This is a genomic window from Vibrio sp. 2096 (genome assembly GCF_033339595.1).
Lineage (GTDB): Bacteria > Pseudomonadota > Gammaproteobacteria > Enterobacterales > Vibrionaceae > Vibrio > Vibrio alginolyticus.
Genome location: NZ_JAWOUX010000001.1, coordinates 163,034 through 186,973, shown reverse-complemented (window position 1 = coordinate 186,973; position 23,940 = coordinate 163,034). Strand labels below are relative to the sequence as shown.

Annotated in this window: 20 protein-coding genes; 15 read left to right on the top strand and 5 right to left on the bottom strand. The window is 48.0% G+C overall.

What is annotated here, in order from left to right; all coding sequences use genetic code 11:
* Window positions 1-17: 17 nt before the first annotated feature.
* A complete protein-coding gene (locus R7Q41_RS00890; RefSeq protein WP_206959515.1) occupies window positions 18-2,054 on the bottom strand; it encodes a TonB-dependent receptor in 2,037 nt (678 codons plus the stop codon).
* A 250-nt stretch (window positions 2,055-2,304) separates the two neighbouring features.
* Here R7Q41_RS00890 and R7Q41_RS00885 point away from each other — a divergent pair, with 250 nt between their 5' ends.
* From R7Q41_RS00885 to R7Q41_RS00865, 5 genes are read left to right on the top strand one after another with little or no spacing between them, the layout of a single operon-like run.
* Complete coding sequence (locus R7Q41_RS00885) at window positions 2,305-3,516, top strand: ATP-grasp domain-containing protein (RefSeq protein WP_005383468.1); 1,212 nt, start codon at window positions 2,305-2,307, stop codon at window positions 3,514-3,516.
* Window positions 3,513-5,345: an IucA/IucC family protein gene (locus R7Q41_RS00880; protein WP_318108596.1), complete on the top strand. Its 1,833-nt coding sequence runs from the start codon at window positions 3,513-3,515 to the stop codon at window positions 5,343-5,345. Before R7Q41_RS00885 ends, R7Q41_RS00880 begins: the two co-directional genes overlap by 4 nt.
* A 6-nt stretch (window positions 5,346-5,351) precedes the next feature.
* Complete coding sequence (locus R7Q41_RS00875) at window positions 5,352-6,557, top strand: MFS transporter (protein ID WP_005374702.1); 1,206 nt, start codon at window positions 5,352-5,354, stop codon at window positions 6,555-6,557.
* A complete protein-coding gene (locus tag R7Q41_RS00870; RefSeq protein ID WP_318108594.1) occupies window positions 6,529-8,358 on the top strand; it encodes an IucA/IucC family protein in 1,830 nt (609 codons plus the stop codon). Before R7Q41_RS00875 ends, R7Q41_RS00870 begins: the two co-directional genes overlap by 29 nt.
* Window positions 8,351-9,553: a type III PLP-dependent enzyme gene (locus R7Q41_RS00865; protein WP_318108592.1), complete on the top strand. Its 1,203-nt coding sequence runs from the start codon at window positions 8,351-8,353 to the stop codon at window positions 9,551-9,553. Before R7Q41_RS00870 ends, R7Q41_RS00865 begins: the two co-directional genes overlap by 8 nt.
* A gap of 82 nt (window positions 9,554-9,635) precedes the next feature.
* Here the strand turns inward: R7Q41_RS00865 and R7Q41_RS00860 are convergent, their stop codons facing one another.
* On the bottom strand, window positions 9,636-10,082 hold the full coding sequence (locus R7Q41_RS00860; RefSeq protein ID WP_029796349.1) for a DUF302 domain-containing protein: 447 nt from the start codon (window positions 10,080-10,082) through the stop codon (window positions 9,636-9,638).
* A 227-nt stretch (window positions 10,083-10,309) separates the two neighbouring features.
* On the opposite strand from R7Q41_RS00860, the gene R7Q41_RS00855 reads away from it, so the two are divergent.
* The 6 genes from R7Q41_RS00855 to R7Q41_RS00830 all read left to right on the top strand — a co-directional run bounded on the left by R7Q41_RS00855 (window position 10,310) and on the right by R7Q41_RS00830 (window position 17,817).
* Window positions 10,310-12,301 carry a U32 family peptidase gene (locus R7Q41_RS00855; RefSeq protein WP_318144308.1) on the top strand — a complete coding sequence of 664 codons (1,992 nt, stop codon included), beginning with the start codon at window positions 10,310-10,312 and terminating at the stop codon, window positions 12,299-12,301.
* Window positions 12,302-12,406: 105 nt separating this feature from the next.
* Window positions 12,407-12,652 (top strand): DUF3297 family protein, encoded by a 246-nt coding sequence (locus R7Q41_RS00850; RefSeq protein ID WP_005374689.1) that lies wholly within the window; start codon window positions 12,407-12,409, stop codon window positions 12,650-12,652.
* A 487-nt stretch (window positions 12,653-13,139) separates the two neighbouring features.
* On the top strand, window positions 13,140-13,850 hold the full coding sequence (locus R7Q41_RS00845; protein WP_130545675.1) for an ABC transporter ATP-binding protein: 711 nt from the start codon (window positions 13,140-13,142) through the stop codon (window positions 13,848-13,850).
* Window positions 13,837-16,347, top strand: coding sequence for an ABC transporter permease (locus tag R7Q41_RS00840; protein ID WP_318144307.1), 2,511 nt, complete (start codon window positions 13,837-13,839; stop codon window positions 16,345-16,347). Before R7Q41_RS00845 ends, R7Q41_RS00840 begins: the two co-directional genes overlap by 14 nt.
* The gene (locus R7Q41_RS00835; protein ID WP_318144306.1) at window positions 16,347-17,471 is read left to right on the top strand and encodes a lipocalin-like domain-containing protein; all 1,125 of its coding nucleotides are present in this window, start codon (window positions 16,347-16,349) and stop codon (window positions 17,469-17,471) included. Before R7Q41_RS00840 ends, R7Q41_RS00835 begins: the two co-directional genes overlap by 1 nt.
* 79 nt (window positions 17,472-17,550) lie before the next feature.
* Window positions 17,551-17,817 carry a DUF2999 family protein gene (locus R7Q41_RS00830; RefSeq protein WP_004746427.1) on the top strand — a complete coding sequence of 89 codons (267 nt, stop codon included), beginning with the start codon at window positions 17,551-17,553 and terminating at the stop codon, window positions 17,815-17,817.
* Window positions 17,818-17,898: 81 nt separating this feature from the next.
* Here R7Q41_RS00830 and R7Q41_RS00825 read toward each other — a convergent pair whose 3' ends face one another.
* Together R7Q41_RS00825 and R7Q41_RS00820 are read right to left on the bottom strand one after the other, a co-directional pair.
* Window positions 17,899-18,486 carry a GNAT family N-acetyltransferase gene (locus R7Q41_RS00825; protein ID WP_061035109.1) on the bottom strand — a complete coding sequence of 196 codons (588 nt, stop codon included), beginning with the start codon at window positions 18,484-18,486 and terminating at the stop codon, window positions 17,899-17,901.
* Between the two features lie 91 nt (window positions 18,487-18,577).
* Entirely contained in the window at window positions 18,578-19,441 is an 864-nt protein-coding gene (locus tag R7Q41_RS00820) for a helix-turn-helix transcriptional regulator (RefSeq protein WP_318144305.1), read from the bottom strand.
* 184 nt (window positions 19,442-19,625) lie between these two features.
* On the opposite strand from R7Q41_RS00820, the gene R7Q41_RS00815 reads away from it, so the two are divergent.
* Complete coding sequence (locus tag R7Q41_RS00815) at window positions 19,626-20,525, top strand: AraC family transcriptional regulator (RefSeq protein ID WP_318144304.1); 900 nt, start codon at window positions 19,626-19,628, stop codon at window positions 20,523-20,525.
* Window positions 20,526-20,823: 298 nt separating this feature from the next.
* Window positions 20,824-21,921 (top strand): ElyC/SanA/YdcF family protein, encoded by a 1,098-nt coding sequence (locus R7Q41_RS00810; RefSeq protein WP_318144303.1) that lies wholly within the window; start codon window positions 20,824-20,826, stop codon window positions 21,919-21,921.
* 77 nt (window positions 21,922-21,998) lie between these two features.
* On the opposite strand, the gene R7Q41_RS00805 is transcribed toward R7Q41_RS00810, so the two are convergent.
* Window positions 21,999-22,421, bottom strand: coding sequence for an organic hydroperoxide resistance protein (locus tag R7Q41_RS00805; protein WP_005374640.1), 423 nt, complete (start codon window positions 22,419-22,421; stop codon window positions 21,999-22,001).
* Between the two features lie 137 nt (window positions 22,422-22,558).
* Here R7Q41_RS00805 and R7Q41_RS00800 point away from each other — a divergent pair, with 137 nt between their 5' ends.
* Window positions 22,559-23,017: a MarR family winged helix-turn-helix transcriptional regulator gene (locus R7Q41_RS00800; protein WP_045484297.1), complete on the top strand. Its 459-nt coding sequence runs from the start codon at window positions 22,559-22,561 to the stop codon at window positions 23,015-23,017.
* A gap of 305 nt (window positions 23,018-23,322) precedes the next feature.
* A complete protein-coding gene (gene ahpC, locus R7Q41_RS00795; RefSeq protein ID WP_005374632.1) occupies window positions 23,323-23,880 on the top strand; it encodes an alkyl hydroperoxide reductase subunit C in 558 nt (185 codons plus the stop codon).
* Window positions 23,881-23,940: the final 60 nt, after the last annotated feature.

Here is a 23,940-nt window from a genome sequence, read left to right as displayed (position 1 = left end):
AACTACGCACAAAAAGCCTAGAACTGATATCCGTAGCTGAGCATGAACTCGGCTGGTGCGCCGTAGCCAATCTGGTTTAAGCCAGACGTGCCGTTTGTTGCGCCAAGAATGTATTTCTCATCCAAAATGTTGTAAGCGTTCGCTTGGATTTTGTGACGACCAGTGGTGTACGCCGCCATCAAATCCACCGTTGTGTAATCGCCAAGTGCGACGGCTTCGTCGTTACCTGCGTAACGGTCGCCCACGTACTTCACACCACCGCCTAAACGCCAGTTGTCATCCAATTGGTAAGTGCTCCAAAGAGAGAACAAGTGGTCTGATACATCGTTAGGCTTTTTGCCTGTGGCTTTGTCTTCCGCATCTAAGTAGCTGTAACCAACAGAGATGTCCCACTGTTTGGTGATTTGGCCGCGAGCCTCTAATTCAATGCCTTGGTGACGCACTTCAATTTTATCGATCACATCGCCGTCCACGTTAGTTTGTGGTTGCTCTTGATCAATCTGGAACAGTGCCGCATTCAACATTAATGCGTTATCCAAAAGGTACGCTTTCGCACCCACCTCTTTTAAGTCGGTGTGGAAGAATTCCGCCAATTTTGGATTGATGTAGATACCAGCGTACGGTAACTGCCAAGAGCGCGCTAAACTGGCGTATACGGATGTGTCGGAATTGATGCGGTATACCAAACCAGCACGGTAGCTGACTTTGTCATCATCCAACTTTTCCTTATCTGAGCCCGCTTTTTGTTGTTCGAGCTCCATCGAGTCGTAACGCACGTTACCGATCAAAGAAAGGTCGCCCCACGTATAGACGTCTTGCACATACAAACCTGTTGTGGTGGTGGTATTGTCACGAAATGGCTTAAAGCCCGGATCAGGCGTTGGACCAACGACTGGGTCGTATATATTTTGCGGAGGAAGCGTTTTGTCACTTGCCAACGTTAGGTCGATATCGATCTGGTTGAAATCTGCACCCACCATCAATTGATTGTCCCTGGTTTCCCAAACCAACTCAGATTGTAAAGTGGTCGTAGTACGTGGATCGTAACCAAAGTTGTTGACGGTTTGAGACACTTCATTACCCGTCACTTTGCCCTGACGCGTGCCTTTTTGCTCAAGTTCGATATGGTTGAACGCCGCTCGGTTGTTCCATACCCATTGATCATTCAGACGCCATTCGTAATCCACCGCAATACGGAGACTGTCTGACTCCTGATAGTCGTTTGTGCCGCCAAAGTAAGTGCTTACTGGCAAATCAACTGGCTTGCCATTTTTTGATGGCACACCACGATATGGCACTAATTCTTGATGGGCGTATTCCACGTCAACATCAATGGTGTGACCATCCGCTGGTAACACACGAATGGTCGGTGCAATGAAGAAATCGTTTGAATCAACATGATCAACGTACGAGTCGGCTTGACGGTATTCCAAGTTAATACGCCCGTTGACCTTATCTGTAAACGCCATTGAGCTGTCGACCTGACCAACATATTGGTTGTTGCTGCCTACACTACCGTTTACGTGAGTAAAATTCTCACCGTTAGCGCGTTTCGTCACCAAGTTGATGATGCCCCCAGCCGAACCACGGCCATACAAAGATCCCGCAGGGCCTTTCACAATTTCAACGCGTTCAACGTTCGCTAAGCTACGGTAAGACTGCAACGTACCGTCATCTCGCAAGCCATCACGGTACATATCGTTGAGTGAATCAAAACCACGGATCATGAACTGATCGCGGCTGCCTTCGCCCAAGGTGTTATTGACCCCGGCTACCCCATCTAGCGCATCCACTAAACGCACCGCGCCTCGGTCTTGCATTTCTGTTTTCGTTACTACGGATACCGCTTGTGGCACATCAAGCCATTCCACATCGGTTTTGGTGCCTGATTGAGGCATGTGTTCAGCATAACCTTCGTACTGATGACCGAAGACTTGAATCGTTTCAGTTGCTGATGGGGTTGAGTTCGTCTCTTCTGAAGCCACTGCGCTTGGTGCTACTAATGAAGAACCAATCGCGACCGCCAAGGGGGTCAGGGTCAATAATTTATTCATTCCATAATTCCGTTTAGTTGTTATAAAGCCAACGGATGGAAATAAGAACAAATATTATTTCCATTTGCAATATTAATTTTATGCTCTATATTTATTTACCCTAAAAACACAACTAACAACAAAAAAAACCAAATATCATAACAATAAATACTAAAACTTCTGCCCTCCGTCTCGAGAGAGGCACATTGGAAGACGACCGTGAGCGACTTTATCAACGTTAGAAGAAAATGTTAGAAAATTAGGAAAGCTCATGAAATCTACGATGATTATCGTAAGTCATGTCGTTAACGATGCAGTCACTCACGGCTTTGTGCCTGCAGCTAAAGCGATGGACCTTCACGTCGTTCTTATCACCGACCATAAGCTCAGCCATTTAGAGTTGGCGAGTCATGATAGTCACTTTAATCCGGATACCATTCTAGAATGTGATGTCTTCAACCCATTAGAACTCATCGAAACCATCACGGAGCATGAATTAAAGCCAGACGCTATTTTCAGCAATAGTGATCACTTACAAACTTCCACCGCCATCTGCGCGCAATTTTTTGGCCTCCCATCCAAAGATTGGTCTGTCACGTTAAAGGCCAAAAACAAACACTTAACTCGACAAGTGTTAAATGAAAAATCCTTACCCAACACACAAAGCTGTTTGCTGCATCGCCATTCGAATGTGGCATTAGGCATGGCCTTCCCTGTCGTAGCAAAACCCAAAGAAGGCGTGGCAAGTTTAGATGTACAGCGCTGTGACTCCCAAAGCGAGCTCGATGCTTACTGCGAGGCGTTTTGGCAAAAGCACCCAAACGCCGCCATTCTGGTGGAGCAGTTTCTTCAAGGACCGTTGGTTACGCTCGAAACTTTAGGAGACGGTAACCAACTTATCGCCGTGGGCGGTTTTGATGTGTCGCTCTCTGAGCCGCCTTACTTTATCGAAACCGCCGCAGACTGGAACGGACCAAACGGCATTGCTCACCGAGAAGCTTGCTTGGCTCAACTGAAAGCGTTCGGCGTTGGTTTTGGAGTTTGCCACAGCGAATTTATTATTACGGAAAATGGCCCGGTTCTGGTGGAAATTAACTACCGCAGTATTGGAGATGGCCGCGAATTCTTGCTCAACAATCTCGCTCCCTTCGGTTGGTTTAGCACGATTTTGGGTCTGCATCTGGGTCGAAGATTGGACGGCGATTACCAAATTCATGGGTCAGCGCACGTGCACTACGTAGTTGCGGAACACAGTGGTGTGATTGACGGAGGTTCGACGTCGTTCATCCAACACGATGACGATATCATCACCCAGCAACAGGTACTAAAAACCGCTGGAGAACACTTCCAACAGAGTTATTCCAATAAGGATTATCTCGCCCGAATTTCGATTGTCTCACCATCAGGGCGAAACCTCGACCAAGCGCTGCAGAACGCGCTTAGCAATTTCGATCTAGCTCCGACTCGTGAGGTGGCAGCATGAATGACAACGCTTTGTATCTAACGCAACGATTGATCGACACTTGCTTGCGCGAAGACATGTTTGGCATTTTGTCGAAGGCCAAGTTCAGTAGAGACGCGCCAAAAGGGGTAATTGTTCCTCAAGACGAGCAAGTCTGGCTGATATTTGCCAACTCTGATTTCACGTTGTATTTACCTGTTGCGCCAACGTATTACATGCAGCACTGGCGCTACGGTCACGCCAATGACGAAACACCACCAGGTTGGTGGGTGGAGAAAAATGGCCAAGTCGAGCATCAACAGCATTACAAAGAGTGGATTGCGCTACTAACGACACTGGCGCACGAGAGCTCTCACGAGTTGCTGGCGGGATACCTTCAAGAACTGGAATGTGCAGAGAAACACAAAGCGCTGTGTGACCAAGCGTTTCATCATCATGCAGACCACATTTCTCAACCAATATCCGAGCTTGGTTCTTGGCATCAAAAACTGCTGCTAGCCGACCAGATCGCTTCTTACCTTGACCACCCGTACTATCCAACTGCGCGGGCGAAGTTTGGCCTGAGCGATGAAGACCTTGCTAAGTACGCGCCCGAGTTCGCACAAAGCTTTGCTCTGCATTGGATTGCGATTGAAAAATCACTGGTGACATTAACCAGCGGACAACCTGATTGCTGGCCAACAATGGAGCAAGTGGGGCTTCCTGCTGATTTTGCACTGAGCCACGTTCTGTTCCCTGCACATCCGCTCACCCTGCGATCTTTAGAAGCCTTACCCGAAGGTGTGATAGAAACGCCTTTAACGTATCTAGACGTGACGCCGACGCTTTCCGTTCGTACTGTGGTCGTCAACGAGGCACCGCACATTCACATCAAGGTTCCGCTGATCATGCGATCGCTAGGCACGAAAAATATTCGCTTAATCAAGCCTTCAACACTGTATGACGGCCACTGGTTTGAACGCCTACTCAGCCACCTTGAACAAACGGACGCCGACTTAAACAGTCGCTTGTTCCATTGCAACGAAAAACACGGTGGACACATCGGCGATGATAAAACCTTCGCGTACATCGTACGTGAGTACCCACTTACTCATTGCGAAGACAAAGCGTTAGTTCCGGTTGCAGCACTAGCAAGCCCAATGCCTGACGACCGCTTGTTCTTAGAACATTTGGCAGAACATTACTATCAACAAGATACGCTGGCGTGGTTCCAAGATTACGTCGATCTATTATGCCAAGTGCACCTCACCTTGTGGCTTCGTTATGGCATCGCATTGGAGTCCAACCAGCAAAACGCCATCGTTGCATTTGATCAACAGGGCAGAATGACGCTCGCGATGAAAGACAACGACGCGGCGCGAGTTTGGCCAGAGCGCTTCCGCTTTGCAACAGACCATGCTGCCGAAAAACACGGCGCAAAAACAATTCCAGTGGATTGCGATGAACTGCTCGACCAACGCATCAAAGTCGACAATGAATTGGCGCTCGGTCAGATGTTTACCACCATCACACTGCAACTGGATATCGCAGCGATTGTAGAATCTATGGCAGCGAAGGGCATTGCCTCTTCAGCATCGCTTTACGCCATCGTGGCCAAAAGCATTGCAGAGCAACTCAACCGATTGGAAGGCGAAGGGTTAGAGACAAAACTGGCACGCGAGTTACTGCAAGAGGCGCCTGATTTGTACGCCAAGTACTTGTTGAGCTCTGGCAGTTTGCTCTCGAAAGAAGCCTCCGGCGCGAGTGACATCAATAAGTTCTATGGTTTGTCGGCTCCGAACTTCTTGCTGCTTTCTAACGAAGAAGCGCAACGCGCCTACTTAGAAGCCATCAAAAAAAGCGTACGTTAAACGATTATGACCAAACTCATCTACAGTGTGTTGTTGTGCCACTTTATCGCTGCGTTTGCCGCGTTAGGTATGCCGCTATTTCTACCCGTCGTGTTGCCAACGTTAGGCGCAAGCATTGATGCGGACTGGGCAGGGGTATTGTTTATCCTACCTACGTTTTGTACTGCGTTGGCGGCGCGATTTTGGGGCAACTTTGCCGATCGCTACGGTCGCCGCCTCTCACTCTTGCGTGCGCAACTTGGCCTTGCAGCAGGGTTTGCGCTGTGCGGCTTGGCAGACAACCTCGCCATGTTTGTGTTTGGTCTTATTGTTCAAGGAACCTTTGGCGGCACCATGGCCGCCTCGAACAGCTACTTATCTAGTCAAATTAAAGAAGCCAAAACACTCGGCAAGTCACTCAATAAAACCCAACTATCTGCTCGCTTGGCGCTGATCGTTGCGCCCATTGGGCTCGGCTGGAGCTTGTCAGAGACCAACCCGCTCAACGCGTACCTGTGGTTATGCGTTTTGCCTTTAATTGCTATGGGCATCACGCTAACACTGCCAGCGGATAAACCCGCCGACCAAAACCTCGAAAAGCCAAACTCAGAACCTCAGCAAGAAAAACCGGTTGCACAGAAAAACGCAATGCATGCCATTCGTTGGATCTTCTTTGCTCAATTCGGGTTTGCGTTTTCTATGGTGGTGACCTTTCCTTACTTCTCGCCGTTTGTGCAGCAATATGGCATCACTAACCACGCATGGATCGGTTTTTTGTACGCACTGCCGCATGGCGTCTATCTGTTGCTGGCAGGAAAAATTCACGTGTTGTCAGATGGGTTGAATCGCCATCAACCGCTGCGCACGTTATGGCTTGGGTTTGCATTGCTTGCCGTGAGCTCTGCCTTGCATTTGATTGCGTCCGAAACCGCACTCATTGCTGCGAGAATTATCTTCGGCATCGCGATGGTGTGTTGTTATCACGGATTGCATCAGCATCTTGCGAGCAATCTGGATCGCAAACTCAGTGGCAAAGTATTTTCTCGCTTTGATGCCATGTCCAAATGGGGTGGCGTGGCAGCGGGATTTTGCGCTTCTTTCATTTCTAGCTTGGGGCTACTTGAGGTTCCTTTCCTACTTTCTGCGATAGTCAGCGTAATCACCTTAATCGCGCTGGTTCTCCACTCAAAATTTGGAAATCAACATGTTACAAACTCAATCCTCTCAGACTAGCGAGTTGCGCGCACATGAGGTGCAGCTCAACCGTGAGAAAGCCCAACTCAACACGATAATGGGTGTTCTTAATTGTTACTTACGTGAATTTGCGCTACCGAATCAACAAGTGGAATGGCACTACCAATCGACATCGCTACCCCAAACGTTAAAACGCAACTATTCCGCCAAGCAGCGGGTAGCCGTTTATCTTTCTCAACAAAATGGCGTGCTGGTTTTGCCGATTCACTACGCGAGCAAACTGGGCAAAATCAAATTGGCAGAACTGCCATGGGCGAAAATGCCGGGATCTGGTTGGGCGAAATTGGATGCCACGCAAACTCTTACGCTTTTGCTTAACTATCTCAAGCAGGTGTTGGCGATCCCGTTTAACCATGAGCTGATCGAACAACTGGAAAATAGCGTGCTGGTTACCGAGCAGTTTCTCAACGTCGCGCCCAAATCGCATCACAACGAGTTTATCGCTTCGGAACAGTCTCTGATTTGGGGGCATACTTTCCATCCGACCCCGAAAAGTCGTTCGGGCGTCACCATGGATGATCTCTTGGCGTTTTCTCCAGAAGTCGGCGCGCAAGTCCCGTTGTACTGGTTTGAAGTCGATACGTCCTTACTTGATGTGCTGAATTCAGACGGAGAAGCTAACCCTGCGCAGCGCATGCTACAACAGCTCGCGCCACAACACACCGCCAGCAATGAGAAGACCCTCTACCCTTGCCATCCTTGGGAAAGCTACACCATTTTGAGCAACCCAAGCGTGAAGCGTGCCATTGAGCAAGGCAAGATCACGCCACTGGGTTTAGGTGGTGAAAAGATGCAGCCGACCTCTTCAGTTCGTACCCTCTACCACCCAGACATGGACTGGTTTGCGAAATTCTCCATCAACGTACGATTAACCAATTGCGTGCGCAAAAACGCGTGGTACGAACTCGACAGCGCCGTGCAGCTCACGTCGATTCTCAAACCGATTCGAGAAAACGAACAGCTGCACAACCCCGTATTTAAAGTGATGACGGAGCCTTACGCCACCACGTTGAATCTAGAAAGTGTCGCTGAGCGCAATTGGGATGACAACACCAAAGCGCGCGAATCGTTTGGGATTTTGTATCGCGAAAATTTCTCGCTGAGCGAAGTCGATATCTTAAAACCAACCCTCGCTGGCGCTCTGTTTGCTTACGACAAAAACGGCAACAGTTGCATTGTTCAACGCCTTAAAAACAAAGCGCGTACTACGCAAAATCGCTATTCCGACATCGCGACACTGTGGTTTGAACGCTATTTGCATTGCCTAATTCCGGGCGTGTTTAATTACTACTTCAAACACGGGGTGGCGTTTGAGCCGCATTTGCAAAACACCTTGATTGGCTTTGAGCAAGAGATGCCGTGTTGTGTTTGGATTCGTGATTTGGAAGGCACTAAATTACTGCCAGAGTTCTGGCCAGCAGAAACATTAACTGATTTGTCTGAACGCGCGCGACAATCGGTTTACTACAGTCGCGAACAAGGCTGGAATCGCATCGGATACTGCACCTTTATCAACAACATCAGCGAAGCGATTTTCTTCATCGCAGAAGGTGATGAGCCACTAGAGCAAACGCTGTGGAATGCGGTGCAAAGTGCCATTGTGCGTTGGCAATCAGTGAATGGAAAACAGCCGGAACTAGAAGCGTTGCTGAATGGCGGTCACTTCCCAAGCAAAAATAATTTCACCACGCGTTTGATGCAAAAAGCCGATAAGGAGTCGGGCTATACCCAAGTCGCCGCGCCTTGGCAGCAACACGAAAAAGGAGCGCAACATGTCTAATTCACTCTCCCTACCGACACACGTTAGCCAGCAAGTTCACACGCTCGCACAGCAGCAAAATCACCCCTTGTGCGCGTACGTGTATGACCTAAACGCCTTAGAAGAACACATCAAACAACTGCGTCACGTTTTGCCGAAAAATGTCGAGCTATTTTACGCAGCCAAAGCCAATCCATCGGGCCCGATTCTCAAAACGCTCGCGCCGTATGTCGATGGTTTTGAAGCGGCGTCTGGCGGGGAGTTGACACACCTCCACCAGCAGCAACTCGATAAGCCATTGATCTTCGGTGGCCCAGGAAAAATGCCAAGTGAATTGCAAAAAGCGATTGAGCTTGATGTTGATGCAATTCATGTCGAAAGCCTCACCGAGCTACAACGCATTGGAGCACTAACCGAGCACCTCAACCGCCCTGCTTCGATCTTTTTGCGTATGAACATTGATATTGGCGACATCACGCTCAGCAAGTTGGCGATGGGCGGCAAGCCAACTCCTTTTGGTTTGGACGAGTCCGAACTGAGTAATGCTTTAATGTTGCTGCGCGATTTCCCGCAAGTGTCACTGAAAGGTTTCCATTTTCACTTGATGTCGCATCAGCTTGATGTTGAACGTCACTTAGCGTTAATGCAGCGCTATTTCCAAGTCGTGAAAACGTGGCAACAAGAGTTTGAACTCGGTGAGCTGATGATCAACTTGGGCGGCGGCATGGGCATCAACTACCAAAACCCTGAGCAACACTTTCCGTGGATGGAGTTTTGCGACAAGTTGGAATTCCTCATCGCTAAAGAGCAAGTGCAAGATTGGACACTGCGTTTTGAATGCGGACGTTTCATCACGGCGGCATGCGGTTATTACGTGATGGAAGTACTGGATATTAAGCAAAATCTTGGCGAAAACTTTGTCATCGCACGCGGGGGAACTCACCACTTCCGCACGCCAGCAGCGCAGAGTCATGACCATCCATTCGTCATCCTGAAAAGCGAGCAACACCATGAGATTTCTCACCCAATTCAGCATGCACAAGCGACCTTTGTCGGCCAGCTTTGTACGCCCAAAGATGTGCTGGCACGCAATCAGCACGTCGCCCACGTCGATATTGGTGATTACGTTGTGTTTACCTTAGCGGGCGCCTATGCGTGGAACATTTCCCATCAAAACTTCTTGATGCATGAACCGCCGATCTTCCACTATTTCTAAACGGCATACTTCGCTTCATTCAAGCCCCAATCATTGGGGCTTTTTTATTCTTCAACATAACAAGCAGCCCTAATACTGCACCCTACTTCGCCGCCGCGTTGGTTAAATTGCCCAGCACGCCGCTGATTTTGTTCAATACCTCGTCGCAGCCTTCAATATGATGGCGCTGTTTTAAATACATCGGATCGTTGTAAGCTAACCACGTTTTGCCTTCAGCATCTTCATACACCAACACTTTTTGGGGTAAATCGAGCGCCACTTCCTGCGCACAGATCATCAGTGGCGTGCCTACTTTAGGGTTTCCAAACACGATAACTTCGGTTGGTCGCAACGTCATATCGACTTTCGTGGCATTCTCTTGATGGTTAATGCGCGCAAAGACGTTCAACCCTTTTTCTTGCGCGATAGCGACAAATTTATCCGCCGTATTTTTTGCTGAATGCGTGCTCGCAACGGTTACCACACCCTCCCCAGCCAATGCACTCAATGACGTCAACGCCACGACCAACCCAATGATTACTTTTTTCATTTGTCGTCCCTTCCTCTCTCTGAGTCGAAAACTAGATATAGAAAAACCAAGTGTAGGAAAACTATAGAAGTCAAATTCCGCTATCGCGAATTGCACTCTACCCACTCAAGAGTCGACCGTGTAACACGGATTAATTGATTCAGATTAATAAAGCGTTAACTAGCTGAGCATCAAAAGCGTGAAATACGTAACATTTGCAGCCTATTTTAGTAAGAAAGAGAAAAGTAGTGACACGCGATCAATTTGAGTTATTAGCACCCGGTGGTGATTTAGATTCCATCAAAGCCGCCATTGCCGCTGGCGCCGATGCAATTTACTGTGGGCTCGACCGCTTCAATGCTCGTAACCGAGCGACCAACCTCACTTTAGATAACTTAAATGGCGTGTTAACGTTGGCCCATCAGCACAGCTGTAAGATTTTCCTAACGTTGAATGTGCTGATTTTAGAAAGTGAAATTCCAGCGATTGTTCGCTTGCTCAGCCAACTGAACACCACCAAAATCGATGGCGTGATCGTACAAGATCTCGGTCTGGCCTACATTCTCAAACATCACTTTCCCGATTTGGATGTGCACGCTTCAACGCAACTGAACACGCATAACGAAGGCCAAATCCTCTTTCTCAACCAGCTCACCGCAAGCCGAGTAAACTTATCTCGCGAACTTAACATCAGTGAGATAAAACATCTGGCGCAATTTGGTCGCGAGCACAACGTAATGATGGAAGTGTTTGTCCACGGCTCATACTGCATCGGATTCTCCGGAATTTGCTACATCAGTTCCGCTCGCAATGGCGCATCAGGTAACCGTGGACGCTGTAGCCAACCTTGTCGCGAACAGTACGAAACGACCAAAACAGGCAACAACTACCCACTCAATATGAAAGACAACTCCGCCTTTGGGGACTTGGAAGCGCTTGCTGATGCGGGTGTGTATTCGTTGAAAGTGGAAGGCCGCATTAAGAAATCCCACTACGTGTACACCGTGGTCGATAACTGGCGTAAACAGATTGATCGCTTGTGCGAGGGTTTGGAACTCTCTGAAGACACCACAGAGTTATACACAGTGTTCAACCGTGATTTCTCCAACGCATTTTTGCAAGGTGATTTCGGCAAGGCGATGTACATCGACAACCCGCGCGACCATGCTGTAAAGCATTTTTCGAAGGTTTACCAATGCCAGTCTGCTGATGATGTACAAGCGGTGAAAAAGAAACTCTACGATGACAAAACCGCGATCATTGAGAAAGTGGCAGAGCAAACTAAGTCGTTCGATGTCACTTCAACACAAGTATCCGGCAGCAGCTTGAAAGGGTCGATTGATGTGCCAACTCTGCCAACGTTACCTCAACCAGAACCTCGCCAAGGTGCGCCAAAATTATCGGTTCTGATCTCGTCAGCACAAGAAGCCATGCTGTGCGAATACCACGACGTTGATGTTTACTATCAATTGCCAATGGGATTGTCTGGTGAACTGAGCGCGATGATTGAATTGTTCCAAGCCAACCCAATGCTCAAACCTTGGTTCCCAGCCATTTTGATTGGCGAAGACTACCACGCCGCGCGCGTATTTTTGGAAACCATCCAACCTGAGTTGTTGATCACCAACAACTCAGGTGTCGGCATGATCGCAAAAGAGCTCGGCTTAGGCTGGGTGGCAGGCCCACAACTGAACACGGTGAACTCATACGCGTTTAAATGCCTTCAAGACGAGTTCGCGGCAAGTGGCGCGTTTGTTTCTAATGAGCTGAATATGAAGCAGATGCGCCATATAAAGCGCCCGAAAAACATGCGCTGCTTCTACAGCATTTATCATCCAAATACTCTACTCACGAGCCGCCAATGTTTGTTCCAACAAACCGAAGGATGCCGCAAGATTAAGGTCAACAAAGGTTGTTTGAAACGCTGTGATAAACGTACGTCTATCATCAACTTAAAAGACAATCCTTACGTGGTACAAAAACAAAAAGGCAGCCACAATTCAATCTACAGCGAGCACAACGTCTTAAACCTGCAAGTGCTGCACGATCTGCCGCAATTGTTTACCGATGTGTTGATCGATCTGCGTGATATCCAGACAGAAACGAAAGTCTCAGCAAGCAAACCTGAGTTGATTGACGCGTTCTTAGCTCTACTTGAAGATCACAGTGAACAAGCCGTCCAAACGCTGAATGACATGATTCAACCAACAGCCAACGCGCAGTATTTGAAAGGGTTGTAGGCGGTACTTGAAAGTTAAACAACGCATCCACTCTCAACATATCTTGAACACACACAGTGCACTGACTACAATAGCGCACTTTTTACGGAATTTAGGTCACACAAAATGACAGATACAGCTAAACCAGCTCTACCAGATCGCCTAGCGGGTAACCCACGTAGCCCATTCTTCATCAAAGAATGCTTCGAGCACCAAATCGGTATTCGTATCAACGGCCAAGAGCGTACTGACGTAGAAGAATACTGCATCAGCGAAGGTTGGGTAAAAATTGCTTCTCCTAAAGCAAAAGACCGTTTCGGTAACCCAATGCTAATCAAGCTTAAAGGCGAAGTTGAAGCGTACTACGTGTAAGCTGACCACGCTTAATATCTTTGAAAGCTCGAGTCTGACTCGGGCTTTTTTAATGCCTGTCATATCCCTTCCTCATTTAATCTCTTCCCTCTTCTTTTCAGTACAAAGTAGGGTCTGTTTATCTTTCGAGATTAAGTTTTGTTCGAGGTAAAATCGTTTTAGGCGAGGCAAGGAGTGTGTAGCCTAGCATCCTAAGTAAATACTCCTTAACAAGGCATAGAACGATTTTAGCCGAACCCTTTGGGCAGCGTTTGTTGGTCATTTCTCCTGCGTTATCAGCTTTTTCATGTAGGCTAACTACACATCAAAGCTTCTGCCTTGCACAAATACCCAACAATTCGCTGCAAAAATCAGCTCGAAAGGTCAACAGACCTTAAACTCGATGTAAATCGCTGTTTTTATCTAATTGTTGTCTAAAGTTTCTAGAGAACTAACTGCAATAGTGATTGCCAAAAGAAACGACACCTTTTGAATACAGGGAGAGGAAATGGAAAGCCCACTTGTCACACTCAAACACGCCAGCAAAAGCTTTGTTGATGGCAAAGAAACACATCGCGTGTTAGAAGGCGTCGACTTCACGTTGAACACAGGAGCGAGTGTTGCGCTAACGGGCGCAAGTGGTAGCGGCAAAAGTACTTTACTCAATGTCATCGCTGGCTTTGAGCCACTTTCCGAAGGTGAGTTGTGGTTAGATGGCGATAACACAGCGGCTTGGAAAGACCCACAATGGAGCCAATTTCGACACCAAAAACTCGGTGTTATCTTCCAGCAATTCAATCTATTAACGCCGCTCAACGTGCAGCAAAACATCGCCTTCCCTCTGCATTTGAATCAGCAGAAATGGAACGACTGGTGCGATTATTTGGTCGAGACTCTGGGCATCAGCCAACTGCTCGATAGACATGTTTCTACCCTTTCCGGTGGTCAACAACAACGAGTCGCTATTGCGCGCGCCTTAGCACACAAACCTAAACTGCTACTTGCTGATGAACCCACAGGTAACCTTGACCAAAAAGCAGGGTTAGAAGTGATGAAACTACTCAGTGAAATCACCACCCAAGGCAATACCGCCGTGCTCTTGGTGACCCACAGCCATGAATGCGCTGAATTTATGAAAGCACGGCTGCGATTGGATAACAGTCAGCTACAGAACAGCCATCAAGTAAACAAACATGAGCTTCACCATGAAGCAAACTAAGCCATCAAACAACAGATTCACTCATACTCGACTCGCCCTGAATCTGTTTGCAGCGCACTATCGGCAGGCGCCACTGCAAGCCGCCGCGATTCTGATCGGTATCGTGTTGGCTGTGACCTTATTCGTTGCGGTGCAAGCCATCAACCTCAATGCCAAACGAAGTTATGCGGAATCTACCGAGCAGCTTAGCGCACAAGCTCAGAACTTAATTATTCCACCAGCAGGGCAAAACTATCTGCCCGAGTCTCTTTATTTCACCCTTAGACAAAACGGGCTCAGTGCAGCACTACCTGTAATCGAAGGGCGAGTGAGAGACGAACAAGGGCGTCGCTGGTCAGTGCAAGGTAGTGAGTTGATTGCCGCAATTTCCTCACGTTCGCGCTATTCGTCAGAAAACCAACAAAACGTGTCTTTGTTCGACAGTGCTTTACCTTTACCTGAGCTTTTGGCCGGTAAGCCGATCGTGATGATGAGCCAATCTCAACATCAAAACTTAGGGGAAGTAGAAACCCTAACTCTGGATGACATTCCAACCCAAGTGGTGGTGCTACCAGACGAATGGCAGTTAGGTAGCCGAATGTTGATGGACATTGGCTTTGCCCAGCAACTGCTCAATAAACAAGGGCAGCTCAGTTACATTGCAGTTTTCCATTCGGGTGATAAAGGGGATAAAGACACGCAGGCAAATTGGCAGAAGCTGATTAGCGATCAAGGGCAATGGATTTCCAATAACCAAAGTACAGACCTTGGTTCGCTGACCGACAGCTTTCACCTCAACCTCACCGCAATGAGCTTACTCGCGTTTTTAGTCGGGCTGTTCATCGCTTACAACGGCGTAAAGTACAGCTTGCTGAAACGCAATCGGCTGTTAGTGCAAATTCAACAAGCGGGTGTTGCGCCGAGCATTGTGTTCTCTGCGCTGTTAGTTGAGCTCACTCTTCTCGTTACCATCGGCGCTTCCCTCGGTTTTGTGTTGGGCATACAGCTCAGCCATTGGCTGCACCCGACCGTAGCACTGACTTTAGAACAACTTTACGGCGCAACACTGCTGCCCGGCACTTGGCAGTGGCAATGGTGGGCGCAAGCATTGCTGCTCACGTTAGCCGCCACCCTATTGGCATGTTGGCAGCACTTTAAACAGCGAGTGCGCCAGCCGCTTTCCTCTCATGGCGGATTTTATCAAGCGCCGGAAGCCTCTAACGAAAACCAATTGTTCGTGATAGGTGCTTCGTTGACGGCTCTCGCACTCGCAGGGTTATGGTTGAGTGAGCATCACCGCTTCACCATGGCGTGGCTCGGCGTGCTTGTGGTGTCGATTCCTTTATATCTACCCAAAACACTCAGCGTCTTAGCCAATTGGTGTGAAAAACGCACCAATTCCGGTTTGATGCAGTATCTTTTTGCTGAGTTGCGCGAGCTGATTTCTCCGCTTTCTCTCGCCATGATGGCACTGCTACTCGCCGTTACAGCCAATATGGGGATGAATACGCTAGTGGGCAGTTTTGAATCCACCTTAAAACAGTGGTTAGAACAAAGGCTACACGCCGATATTTACGTCAGCCCTGCCCAAGGAGAAATCGCTGATGTAGAGCGCGCGTTAGGGCAGTTCAATAATGTTGAGACCGTCCACAAGCAATACTACGTCGACGATAACCTGCAAGGCTTACCGATTTTGCTTGGTACCAAAGACAAAGACACCTTAGAACAAACCATGGTGTTCAAATCGCATTTGGAGAACTTCTGGTCACGCTTTTACCAAGGTGAGTTGGTCGCTATCAGTGAACCAACCGCGGTCAAACTGGGTTTATCACTGGGTAGCGCGCTCACGCTTGATGCCGTTCCAAATAAGAACCTGCTTGTGGGTGCGGTATTCCACGATTACGGCTCACCCAACGGTGAAGTGTTATTGGCACCCAAATTATGGCAAGAGAGCGGCTTTACCGACCTGCCAACAAGCCTTGGCATTAAAGTATCAGGAGACCCACAAATCGTATACGAGCAACTGCGCGAGCAATTGAATCTGCATCCAAGTCAGCTCTACGATCAGGCGCAAATCAAATCCATCGCGTTGGATATTTTCTCGCAGACCTTCGCCATTACACGCGCACTCAACGGCGTGACGTTGATGGTCGCGGTGATTGGTTTGTTCAGTGCTTGTTTTATGTTGCTCGACGCGCGCAAAGCCGCCATTGCAAGGCTGTATGCACTTGGCGTCAGCCGTCGTAAATTAATGACCATGGTGGTCGGGCAGATCGTCGCTTTGGTCAGTTTTACGCTGGTTATTGCCCTGCCCCTCGGTGCGATGGTGGGTTATGTACTGACAGACATCGTCACCTTACGAGCTTTTGGTTGGAGCTTAAATTATCTGTGGAATTGGAGTGATGCGCTGAGCATTGCGGCAATCACCATCTTGGTGGCAGTGATCGCAACCTTGATTCCGCTGTGGCGATTGGTCAGTAAGCCTGTCGTCTCCAGTTTGCAAAGCGAGGTCTTGTGATGGTTCGATTGGCAAGCAAACTTACTCTACTCATAAGCAGCTTATTCCCACTCGGTTGTGAAGATGCCCAACAAAAAAATATGGGCACGCAAAATATGGGCACGTTGCTGGGCAGTGGAGATATGCAAAGCGAAAGCAACCTATTCACACCCGTAGAAAAAGGGGTTGAACTCACCTTTCCTACCGATCATCAAGCGCACCCAAACTTTCGTCATGAATGGTGGTACTTAACCGCTAACTTAATTGATGAAGAAGGCAACCCACTTGGCGTTCAATGGACACAATTTCGCTTTGCTGCTGCGCCGCCAACGGGCGAAGATGACGTGAAGAAAACCGAGTGGCAAACTCAGCAAATCTACATGGCGCACAGCGCAGTCACGACAACCGACAAACACTATGCAGATGAAAAATGGTCACGCGCTCAAGCGTCCTTAGCCGGCGTCGATAGCTCTCCATTTCGTGTTTACCTCGATGATTGGCAGTGGACCTCTTCAACCAACGACCTCTTCCCTGCCACGCTAAATGCCAATTCAGAGCAGTTTGGCTACTCACTAAAACTGACCAGCAGCGCACCTTATCAAAAGCAAGGCGAGCAAGGTTACAGCACCAAAAGTGCCGATGGTCAGGTGGCTTCGTATTACTACAGCCAACCGTTTATTGAAGTCTCCGGTGAGGTCACTATCGACGGCAAAAACCATCAAGTATCCGGCAAAGGTTGGATAGACCGAGAGTGGAGCTCGCAATTCTTACTCGACTCACAACAAGGCTGGGACTGGTTTGCCTTAAGATTGAGTGGCGAAACCAGCTTGGTGGTGTTCCAATTGCGTGATTCCAAAACTGGAGCAGCCAGCTACTCCAGCGCAAGGCTGATGCAGCAAGATGGTTCCGGCCTTGCTATCCCACAAAAAGACATTCAGTTAGAGGCAACCAAGCAAACCGAAATCCAAGGGCGAAAGTATCCAACCGAGTGGCAAGTGTCGATTCCCAACCAGCAAATCGAACTTATGGTTTCTGCACTCAACCCGAATGCGAAAATGCCACTTTCTGTGCCTTATTGGGAAGGTCCAGTGCGTATTGATGGCTCTCATTCCGGGACTGGTTACATGGAGCTAACAGGGTATTGAAATATTGCGCGGGAGCCCCAATTATTCTGCTAGAACAAATACTGGCAACCAAGTCATACACTGATTGAAAGGAAATATGATGAACCCAATTATCGCCTTGCTGAAAGAGAACAACATCAGCGATGAACAGATCAACGAAATCTTCCAGACTCTGACGCAAAACCCGCTCGCAGCAATGGCAACCATCAGCCAACTAGGTTTGCCACAAGACAAGCTACAAATGCTGATGGCGCAAGTGATGCAAAACCCTGCGCTAATCAAAGAAGCCGTAGACGAGTTGGGATTGGATTTCTCAAAGGTTGAAGAAGCAAAAGAGAAGCTTCAAAGCCAAAACCAAGGCAACTAAGTGTTAGCCATTTAGCGCTGAATATAGAAAAGGCCGTTAACCCGAGCATGTGGGTTAACGGCCTTTTTTGTTGGCTAATTATTAGCGATTTAAAGACGCGAATTGCTCTGCTGTCATGCCGTAGTACAGCTTGTCGTCAAAGCCTTGCTCTCGTTTGTAGTAGTCTTTCTGACGGCCTTCTTGAGTAAAACCATTTTTCTCTAACGTTTTGTAAGAACCAGCATTAGAAGCGTAGCAATCCGCACTGACTTTATGGGCGTTTAGCTCAGTAAATCCAATCTCGGTCATCATTTGGCAAGCGCGAGTCGCAACGCCTTTGCCCCATGCGCAAGTAGGTAACTGATAACCCACTTCGTAGTTGCCAGTTAAGAACATCACTGCGGTCACCGCACACATTCCCATGTACTGACCTTGCTGGTCACGAATCACGAACGTTGGACTGTCTGGCCAAACACCGTCTTTGATCGCTTGTGCCGTATTTTCAATAATAGGGCCAAAGAAGCCTTCATATAGGCTGTTGTCAGCAGGTGCGAAGAACAGATATTGATTGACCTTATCGTCGTTCAGCATCTCGATAATATCTTGTAGATCAGAGCCTTGAATCAGCTGGATAGTCAACGATTCGTTAAATGGGATGGCTTCGCCTTGTTTTAGTTTTTGATATGACATGTGTTACCTCGTTATCTGCTGAAAATAGTAGCCCAGCGGATAAGAGAAAAATTGGATTTTTGCGACAACTTTCGGGCTGATTAGCAATGTATTACGACTCAAAATCGCCATAGATATCGATGGTTAAGTCACGCTTTTTCAAGTATTTGCTTGGCGTTTTTCTTAGCTGCTGTTTGAGGGTACGAATCAAATGCGATTGGTCACTGAAACCAAATTGCTGTGAGAAGCTCGCCCAATCAATCGCCTCTTGTTGCTTGTAGAGCGTCAATATCATCTGCTCCAGACGTGCCATTTGTTGGTATTGCTTGACGCTCAACCCCACCACTTGCTTGAAACTGCGCTCAAGCGTTCTGCGAGAACAAGCGCACTGTTTGGCTATCTCATCAATATCCATCGCTAACTCAGGTGAGCGTAACGCTTGAGCATCCATCACGGACACCGCTTTTTGCGATGCCAAAAACGGTTTGGTACGACAAGGTTCGATATCTAACGCATCTAAATGTCCCTTGATATAGTCCAGCAAACATTGTGGTGAATCTTGCAACTCTAACTGCCATAGACCCAGTTGAAAGCGCTCATCAAACGCCACGTTAAGCCACTCAAACCATTCGCATTGGTTAATTGCACTAACTTGGGATGCATCACTAAAAAGTGACTCAATGGCATACAAACCCTCAGGGCGAAAAGTGATGCCGATACGCTTGATGGGAGCCACATCTTCCAACAACAGCAAATGTTCGTTAGCCATTAATAAGTGGCAGCCTTTGCCAGCAAGCTTAGTGTCTCCCGTGTCGTAGCTGTAGCCTTGCTCTGGTGGCGTAAAGAGTAAATGAGCACGCGGGTTTGGAATAAGGTGCGGCTTGGGATCAATGACTTCACCCTCTGGCACTTCCAAGTACCAAACTTGATGAATGAGCCATTCGTACTCTGGCAGAGTGTGTTTCCAAGCTATCATGATTGTCCTAGCGATTAGTAAAGATAATGAGCGCAACGTTTTTGCTTAAACATCTGCTCGTTGAGTGTGACTGATTGACGCTCATCTCGCCACGCATTTCTCACCCTGCTCCCTTGCAAGCTTGTTGGATTGCGGTAGGCTTTGAGCAGAGAATACAAGCTGAACAGAACAAGGAAATCCCCCGATGCGCGTCGACTACCACCAACGACTGGTTCCTGTGATTCGTTATTTAGAACAACACTTTAATGAACCACTCAACCTGCCAGAAGTGGCCGCGCTGGCGAACCTTTCCCCTTATCACTTTCATCGCACCTTCAAAGCCGTGCAAGGCGAAACACTGGCTGACTTCATTCGACGTTTACGTCTAGAAGCCGCCGCCGATGACTTATTCAAATCCAAACAACCGGTATTGAACATTGCCCTAGAGTACGGATTTTCTAGCTCACAGAGCTTAGCCAAAACCTTCAAGCAACATTATGGCGTTACACCTACGGCCTTTCGTGACTGCGAAAACTACCAGCAGTTTTCTGAATTAGCACGAAACAGCAAGATTGGACACACGTTGCGCAAGAATGGAAACGAAGTAACACCAAGCGATTCATATACTGGCTCTGAACTCACCAAATGGAGCACGACAATGGAAACGCAGAACTTTGAAAAAGCAAAACTGGCTTACATTCGTGTAAACGGCCCTTACGGCCAAGGCTATGAAGAGCCATCAGGTCGCTTGTATCAATGGGCAGGAATGAAAGGTTTGGCAGGCAATACCTGCATCTTCATCTACCATGACAACCCAGAAATCACGCCAGACGAGAAGTGCCGTACTGACATCTGTCTAATGGTGCCGGAAGATACCGAAGTTCCGAAAGGCATTGAGCTGCAAGACTTCCCCGGCGGTCAATATGCGGTGATGCGCCAACACATTACTGACCCGAGCCAATACTCAAAAGCGTGGGATGATGTCATGAGCAAAGTGATTGAATCCGGTATTGAGAACGACGACCGCCCTTGCTTTGAGCTTTACCACAGCTTCGACCCACAAACGCACCATGCAGACGTTAGCTTCTGCACTGCCATCAAATAAACCAAAAGCCTGCATCGTTGCAGGCTTTGTCATTTCTTACTCTGGTTGCTTAAATTCGTTCTTCCAAACGCTGTTTATCTTTTAATCCAATTACTTAGAACACGAACGAATACCTCAATATTTTCGTGATCCTACTTCGCGTTTTGACCACGCGCGTTCATTCGCTCGGCTGAGTTGGGATTCATTTCACAGATTATTCATGAAGCGAACCTAGACTGAAAAAATCCCATCGACCCCATTCGACCTACAACGCTAGGCACTATAAAAACTAGGTACTACAGCACCTCTAGGACATTCCATGAAGAAGAACTTACTTGCCATTGCTCTTGGTAGCGTGATTGCGCTGACTGCTGGCCCATACTCTATCGCAGCTAACGATGCTGCCGTCCAATCTTCCGCCGACTACTCACAGATCGTCACCAAACGTCAGGTTGTCGACCAACTACTGAACGACGCGGTACAAGCATTCAAATCCCCTGCGCGTATATCGCATGCGGGTTTTACCGCCAAAATGCCGAGCAACATGGAGATTGTTACCGACCGCTTACTAGAAGCCTACAAACTTGAGCCGTACCGTACTGACCTACTGATTTCTGCAGCAAACGCGCAGATCTACAACAAGAATGCAGACCGCGCGATTGAACTGTTTGAACAAGCCCTTTCTGTTGCGCCAGACGATGTGGATTTGCACGCTTACTTAGCGGTATGGCAACGCTTTGAGGGCAACCAAGCGGAATCAGCGAAACACATGGCGACGCTCACTAAGCTCAATGCAGGTAAAGCCGCAGACATCCAACGCATCTTCGACACCGTAGACCGCGTACTTGCAACGCCGCTGAAAGAAAAAGCCGACAAAGGCAAACTGGATGACAAAGGCGCAATCGTCACTTTGGGATACGCGCTGAACCCAGATGGTTCAATGCACCAGATCTTGGTTGAGCGTTTGGAAACCACGCTAGCCATGGCAAAAGCAAACCCAGACGCGTTGATCGTATTAACGGGAGGCGTACCGAAGAACCACAAAACGGAAGGCAAATTAATGGCGGATTGGCTGATTGAAAAAGGCATCAGCAAAGATCGCATCATTGAAGAAAACTACGCCACCAGCACGGTAGGCAACGCCCTATTCAGCAGCTACGCATTGGCGCGTCATAACATTAAACACGCGACCATCATAAGCTCAGCGAGCCACGTGCGCCGTGGTCAAACCTTGTTTGAAATCGCAAGCTGGCAAACTGGCCCGCAAGACATCACTTTTGACACAGTGAGCTATCCAGACAAGCCACTGAAAGACTTAGCCAAAGCCAGCGATGGCGAATTGCTTGGTATCTACCGCGATGCACTGCGTACTTACGGCATGCGGAGCTACCGCTCTTACCCGCTAGAGTCGCGTTAAGTATTCTCGACTCATACCAATCAACAAAGCCTGCGCACTTGCAGGCTTTCTTGTCTTTGTAACGTGGTAAGAACCGCTTAAATTGCTTCGCCGTTTACCGTTACTGCCACATCAATGTTGCCACGAACTGCGTTTGAATATGGGCAAACTTGGTGTGCAATGCGCGTTAGCTCTAGCGCTTGTTCTTGTGGCATGTCTAGCTCTACCGCTAGACTCACTGTTAGTGCAAAGCCGCCGTTGTCGTTCGGACCGATGCCCACTTCTGCCGTTACAGGAGCGCTTTTCAGGTTTACTTTACCTTCACGTGCTACGTGCAAAATCGCGTTAGAAAAACACGCTGAATAGCCCGCCGCAAAAAGCTGTTCTGGGTTAGTTGCTGCGCCTGTGCCGCCCATTTCCTTCGGGTATGACAGCTCTAGATCGAGAAGACCGTCATCAGTTTTTACTTGACCATTACGACCAGCCAAAGCGGTAGCTTGAGTTTTGTATAGAGTAGTCATGCGAGTGTCCTTATTAACTTAAGTTGTGCGCAATTTAATTGCTTGCAATCTTATATCGAAGTAAAGATAGTTTGCAACTATATTGTGCACAATTTATTTTATAACTCTCTTTCTCTGTAAGCAGGTAGGCAACATCAATGAGCCAGTGTTACACCGACAACACCATGACCGACGACGATAAACTCTTACTTGAAAACCAAGTTTGCTTCCCGCTCTACAGCGCAGCAAATGCAGTGATCCGAGCTTACCGCCCGTTGCTGGACGAGCTTGATCTGACTTATTCGCAGTACTTAGTGATGATGGTGCTGTGGGAGAAAGATGGTGCCAGTGTGAAAGAATTGGGGTCACAACTGCATTTGGACTCAGGCACACTCACACCGCTGCTTAAACGTTTAGAAGCAAAAGGCTATGTAGAGCGTGGTCGCAGTGAAACCGATGAGCGCGTTCGCGTACTCAATCTAACCGAGCAAGGTCGTGCCCTTAAAGAGCAAGCTAAGTCGGTGCCAAACGCCATGATGTGTAAAATCACCCTAGAGCTGGATGAAATGATCATGCTGAAGAAGTTGTGTGGCAAAGTGCTCGACAATCTGAGCTAACAAGATAGAAGCATCCGCTTCACCACTTCCTATTAGAAAGAGCCTGCCGAGATGCAGGCTCTTTCGATCTTATTCAGACGATCCACTTAAGGTCATCACCGCTATTCTCTATTGCTACTCTGCCTTCATCTTCAATAAAACCTATCAAAGGAACCCCTCTTACATCGGATTTCCCTATCAAGTGAAATAGGAAATGGCTATCAATAGGATAGTTACAAGCGATTTTCCTTAAACACACTCCGATGAGAATATACTTTCCGAAAGCAACAACAGCTCAGCTTAAAACATTCAAAGGAAAGTAAATTATGATTAATACTCAAATCAAACCATTTGCAGCTACAGCGTACAAAAACGGCGAATTCGTTGAAGTAACAGAACAAGACGTTCTAGGTAAATGGGCAGTATTCTTCTTCTACCCAGCAGACTTTACGTTTGTATGTCCAACAGAACTGGGCGACCTAGCAGACCACTACGAAGAGCTACAAAAACGTGGCGTAGAAGTTTACTCAGTATCAACTGACACACACTTCACTCACAAAGCATGGCACGACAGCTCAGACACAATCGGTAAGATTCAGTACTACATGCTTGGCGACCAAACAGGCAACATCACAAACAACTTCGGTGTGATGCGTGAAGGTCAAGGTCTTGCAGACCGTGCAACGTTCCTAATCGACCCAGAAGGTACTATCCAAGCAATGGAAATCACTGCTGAAGGTATCGGTCGTGACGCAGAAGACCTACTACGCAAAGTGAAAGCAGCTCAATACGTAGCAGCACATCCAGGCGAAGTTTGCCCAGCTAAATGGAAAGAAGGTGAAGAGACACTAGCTCCATCACTAGACCTAGTTGGCAAAATCTAAGCCACTGAAATTTAAGTTCTAATCAGTTCCGATTTCCTTTTTCTGATTAGAACTGAATTA

Coding starts and splice junctions, on each gene's coding strand:
- R7Q41_RS00890 (WP_206959515.1), bottom strand. CDS start 2,054: ATGAATAAATTATTGACCCTGACCCCCTTGGCGGTCGCGATTGGTTCT.
- R7Q41_RS00885 (WP_005383468.1), top strand. CDS start 2,305: ATGAAATCTACGATGATTATCGTAAGTCATGTCGTTAACGATGCAGTC.
- R7Q41_RS00880 (WP_318108596.1), top strand. CDS start 3,513: ATGAATGACAACGCTTTGTATCTAACGCAACGATTGATCGACACTTGC.
- R7Q41_RS00875 (WP_005374702.1), top strand. CDS start 5,352: ATGACCAAACTCATCTACAGTGTGTTGTTGTGCCACTTTATCGCTGCG.
- R7Q41_RS00870 (WP_318108594.1), top strand. CDS start 6,529: ATGTTACAAACTCAATCCTCTCAGACTAGCGAGTTGCGCGCACATGAG.
- R7Q41_RS00865 (WP_318108592.1), top strand. CDS start 8,351: ATGTCTAATTCACTCTCCCTACCGACACACGTTAGCCAGCAAGTTCAC.
- R7Q41_RS00860 (WP_029796349.1), bottom strand. CDS start 10,082: ATGAAAAAAGTAATCATTGGGTTGGTCGTGGCGTTGACGTCATTGAGT.
- R7Q41_RS00850 (WP_005374689.1), top strand. CDS start 12,407: ATGACAGATACAGCTAAACCAGCTCTACCAGATCGCCTAGCGGGTAAC.
- R7Q41_RS00845 (WP_130545675.1), top strand. CDS start 13,140: ATGGAAAGCCCACTTGTCACACTCAAACACGCCAGCAAAAGCTTTGTT.
- R7Q41_RS00840 (WP_318144307.1), top strand. CDS start 13,837: ATGAAGCAAACTAAGCCATCAAACAACAGATTCACTCATACTCGACTC.
- R7Q41_RS00835 (WP_318144306.1), top strand. CDS start 16,347: ATGGTTCGATTGGCAAGCAAACTTACTCTACTCATAAGCAGCTTATTC.
- R7Q41_RS00830 (WP_004746427.1), top strand. CDS start 17,551: ATGAACCCAATTATCGCCTTGCTGAAAGAGAACAACATCAGCGATGAA.
- R7Q41_RS00825 (WP_061035109.1), bottom strand. CDS start 18,486: ATGTCATATCAAAAACTAAAACAAGGCGAAGCCATCCCATTTAACGAA.
- R7Q41_RS00820 (WP_318144305.1), bottom strand. CDS start 19,441: ATGATAGCTTGGAAACACACTCTGCCAGAGTACGAATGGCTCATTCAT.
- R7Q41_RS00815 (WP_318144304.1), top strand. CDS start 19,626: ATGCGCGTCGACTACCACCAACGACTGGTTCCTGTGATTCGTTATTTA.
- R7Q41_RS00810 (WP_318144303.1), top strand. CDS start 20,824: ATGAAGAAGAACTTACTTGCCATTGCTCTTGGTAGCGTGATTGCGCTG.
- R7Q41_RS00805 (WP_005374640.1), bottom strand. CDS start 22,421: ATGACTACTCTATACAAAACTCAAGCTACCGCTTTGGCTGGTCGTAAT.
- R7Q41_RS00800 (WP_045484297.1), top strand. CDS start 22,559: ATGAGCCAGTGTTACACCGACAACACCATGACCGACGACGATAAACTC.
- ahpC (WP_005374632.1), top strand. CDS start 23,323: ATGATTAATACTCAAATCAAACCATTTGCAGCTACAGCGTACAAAAAC.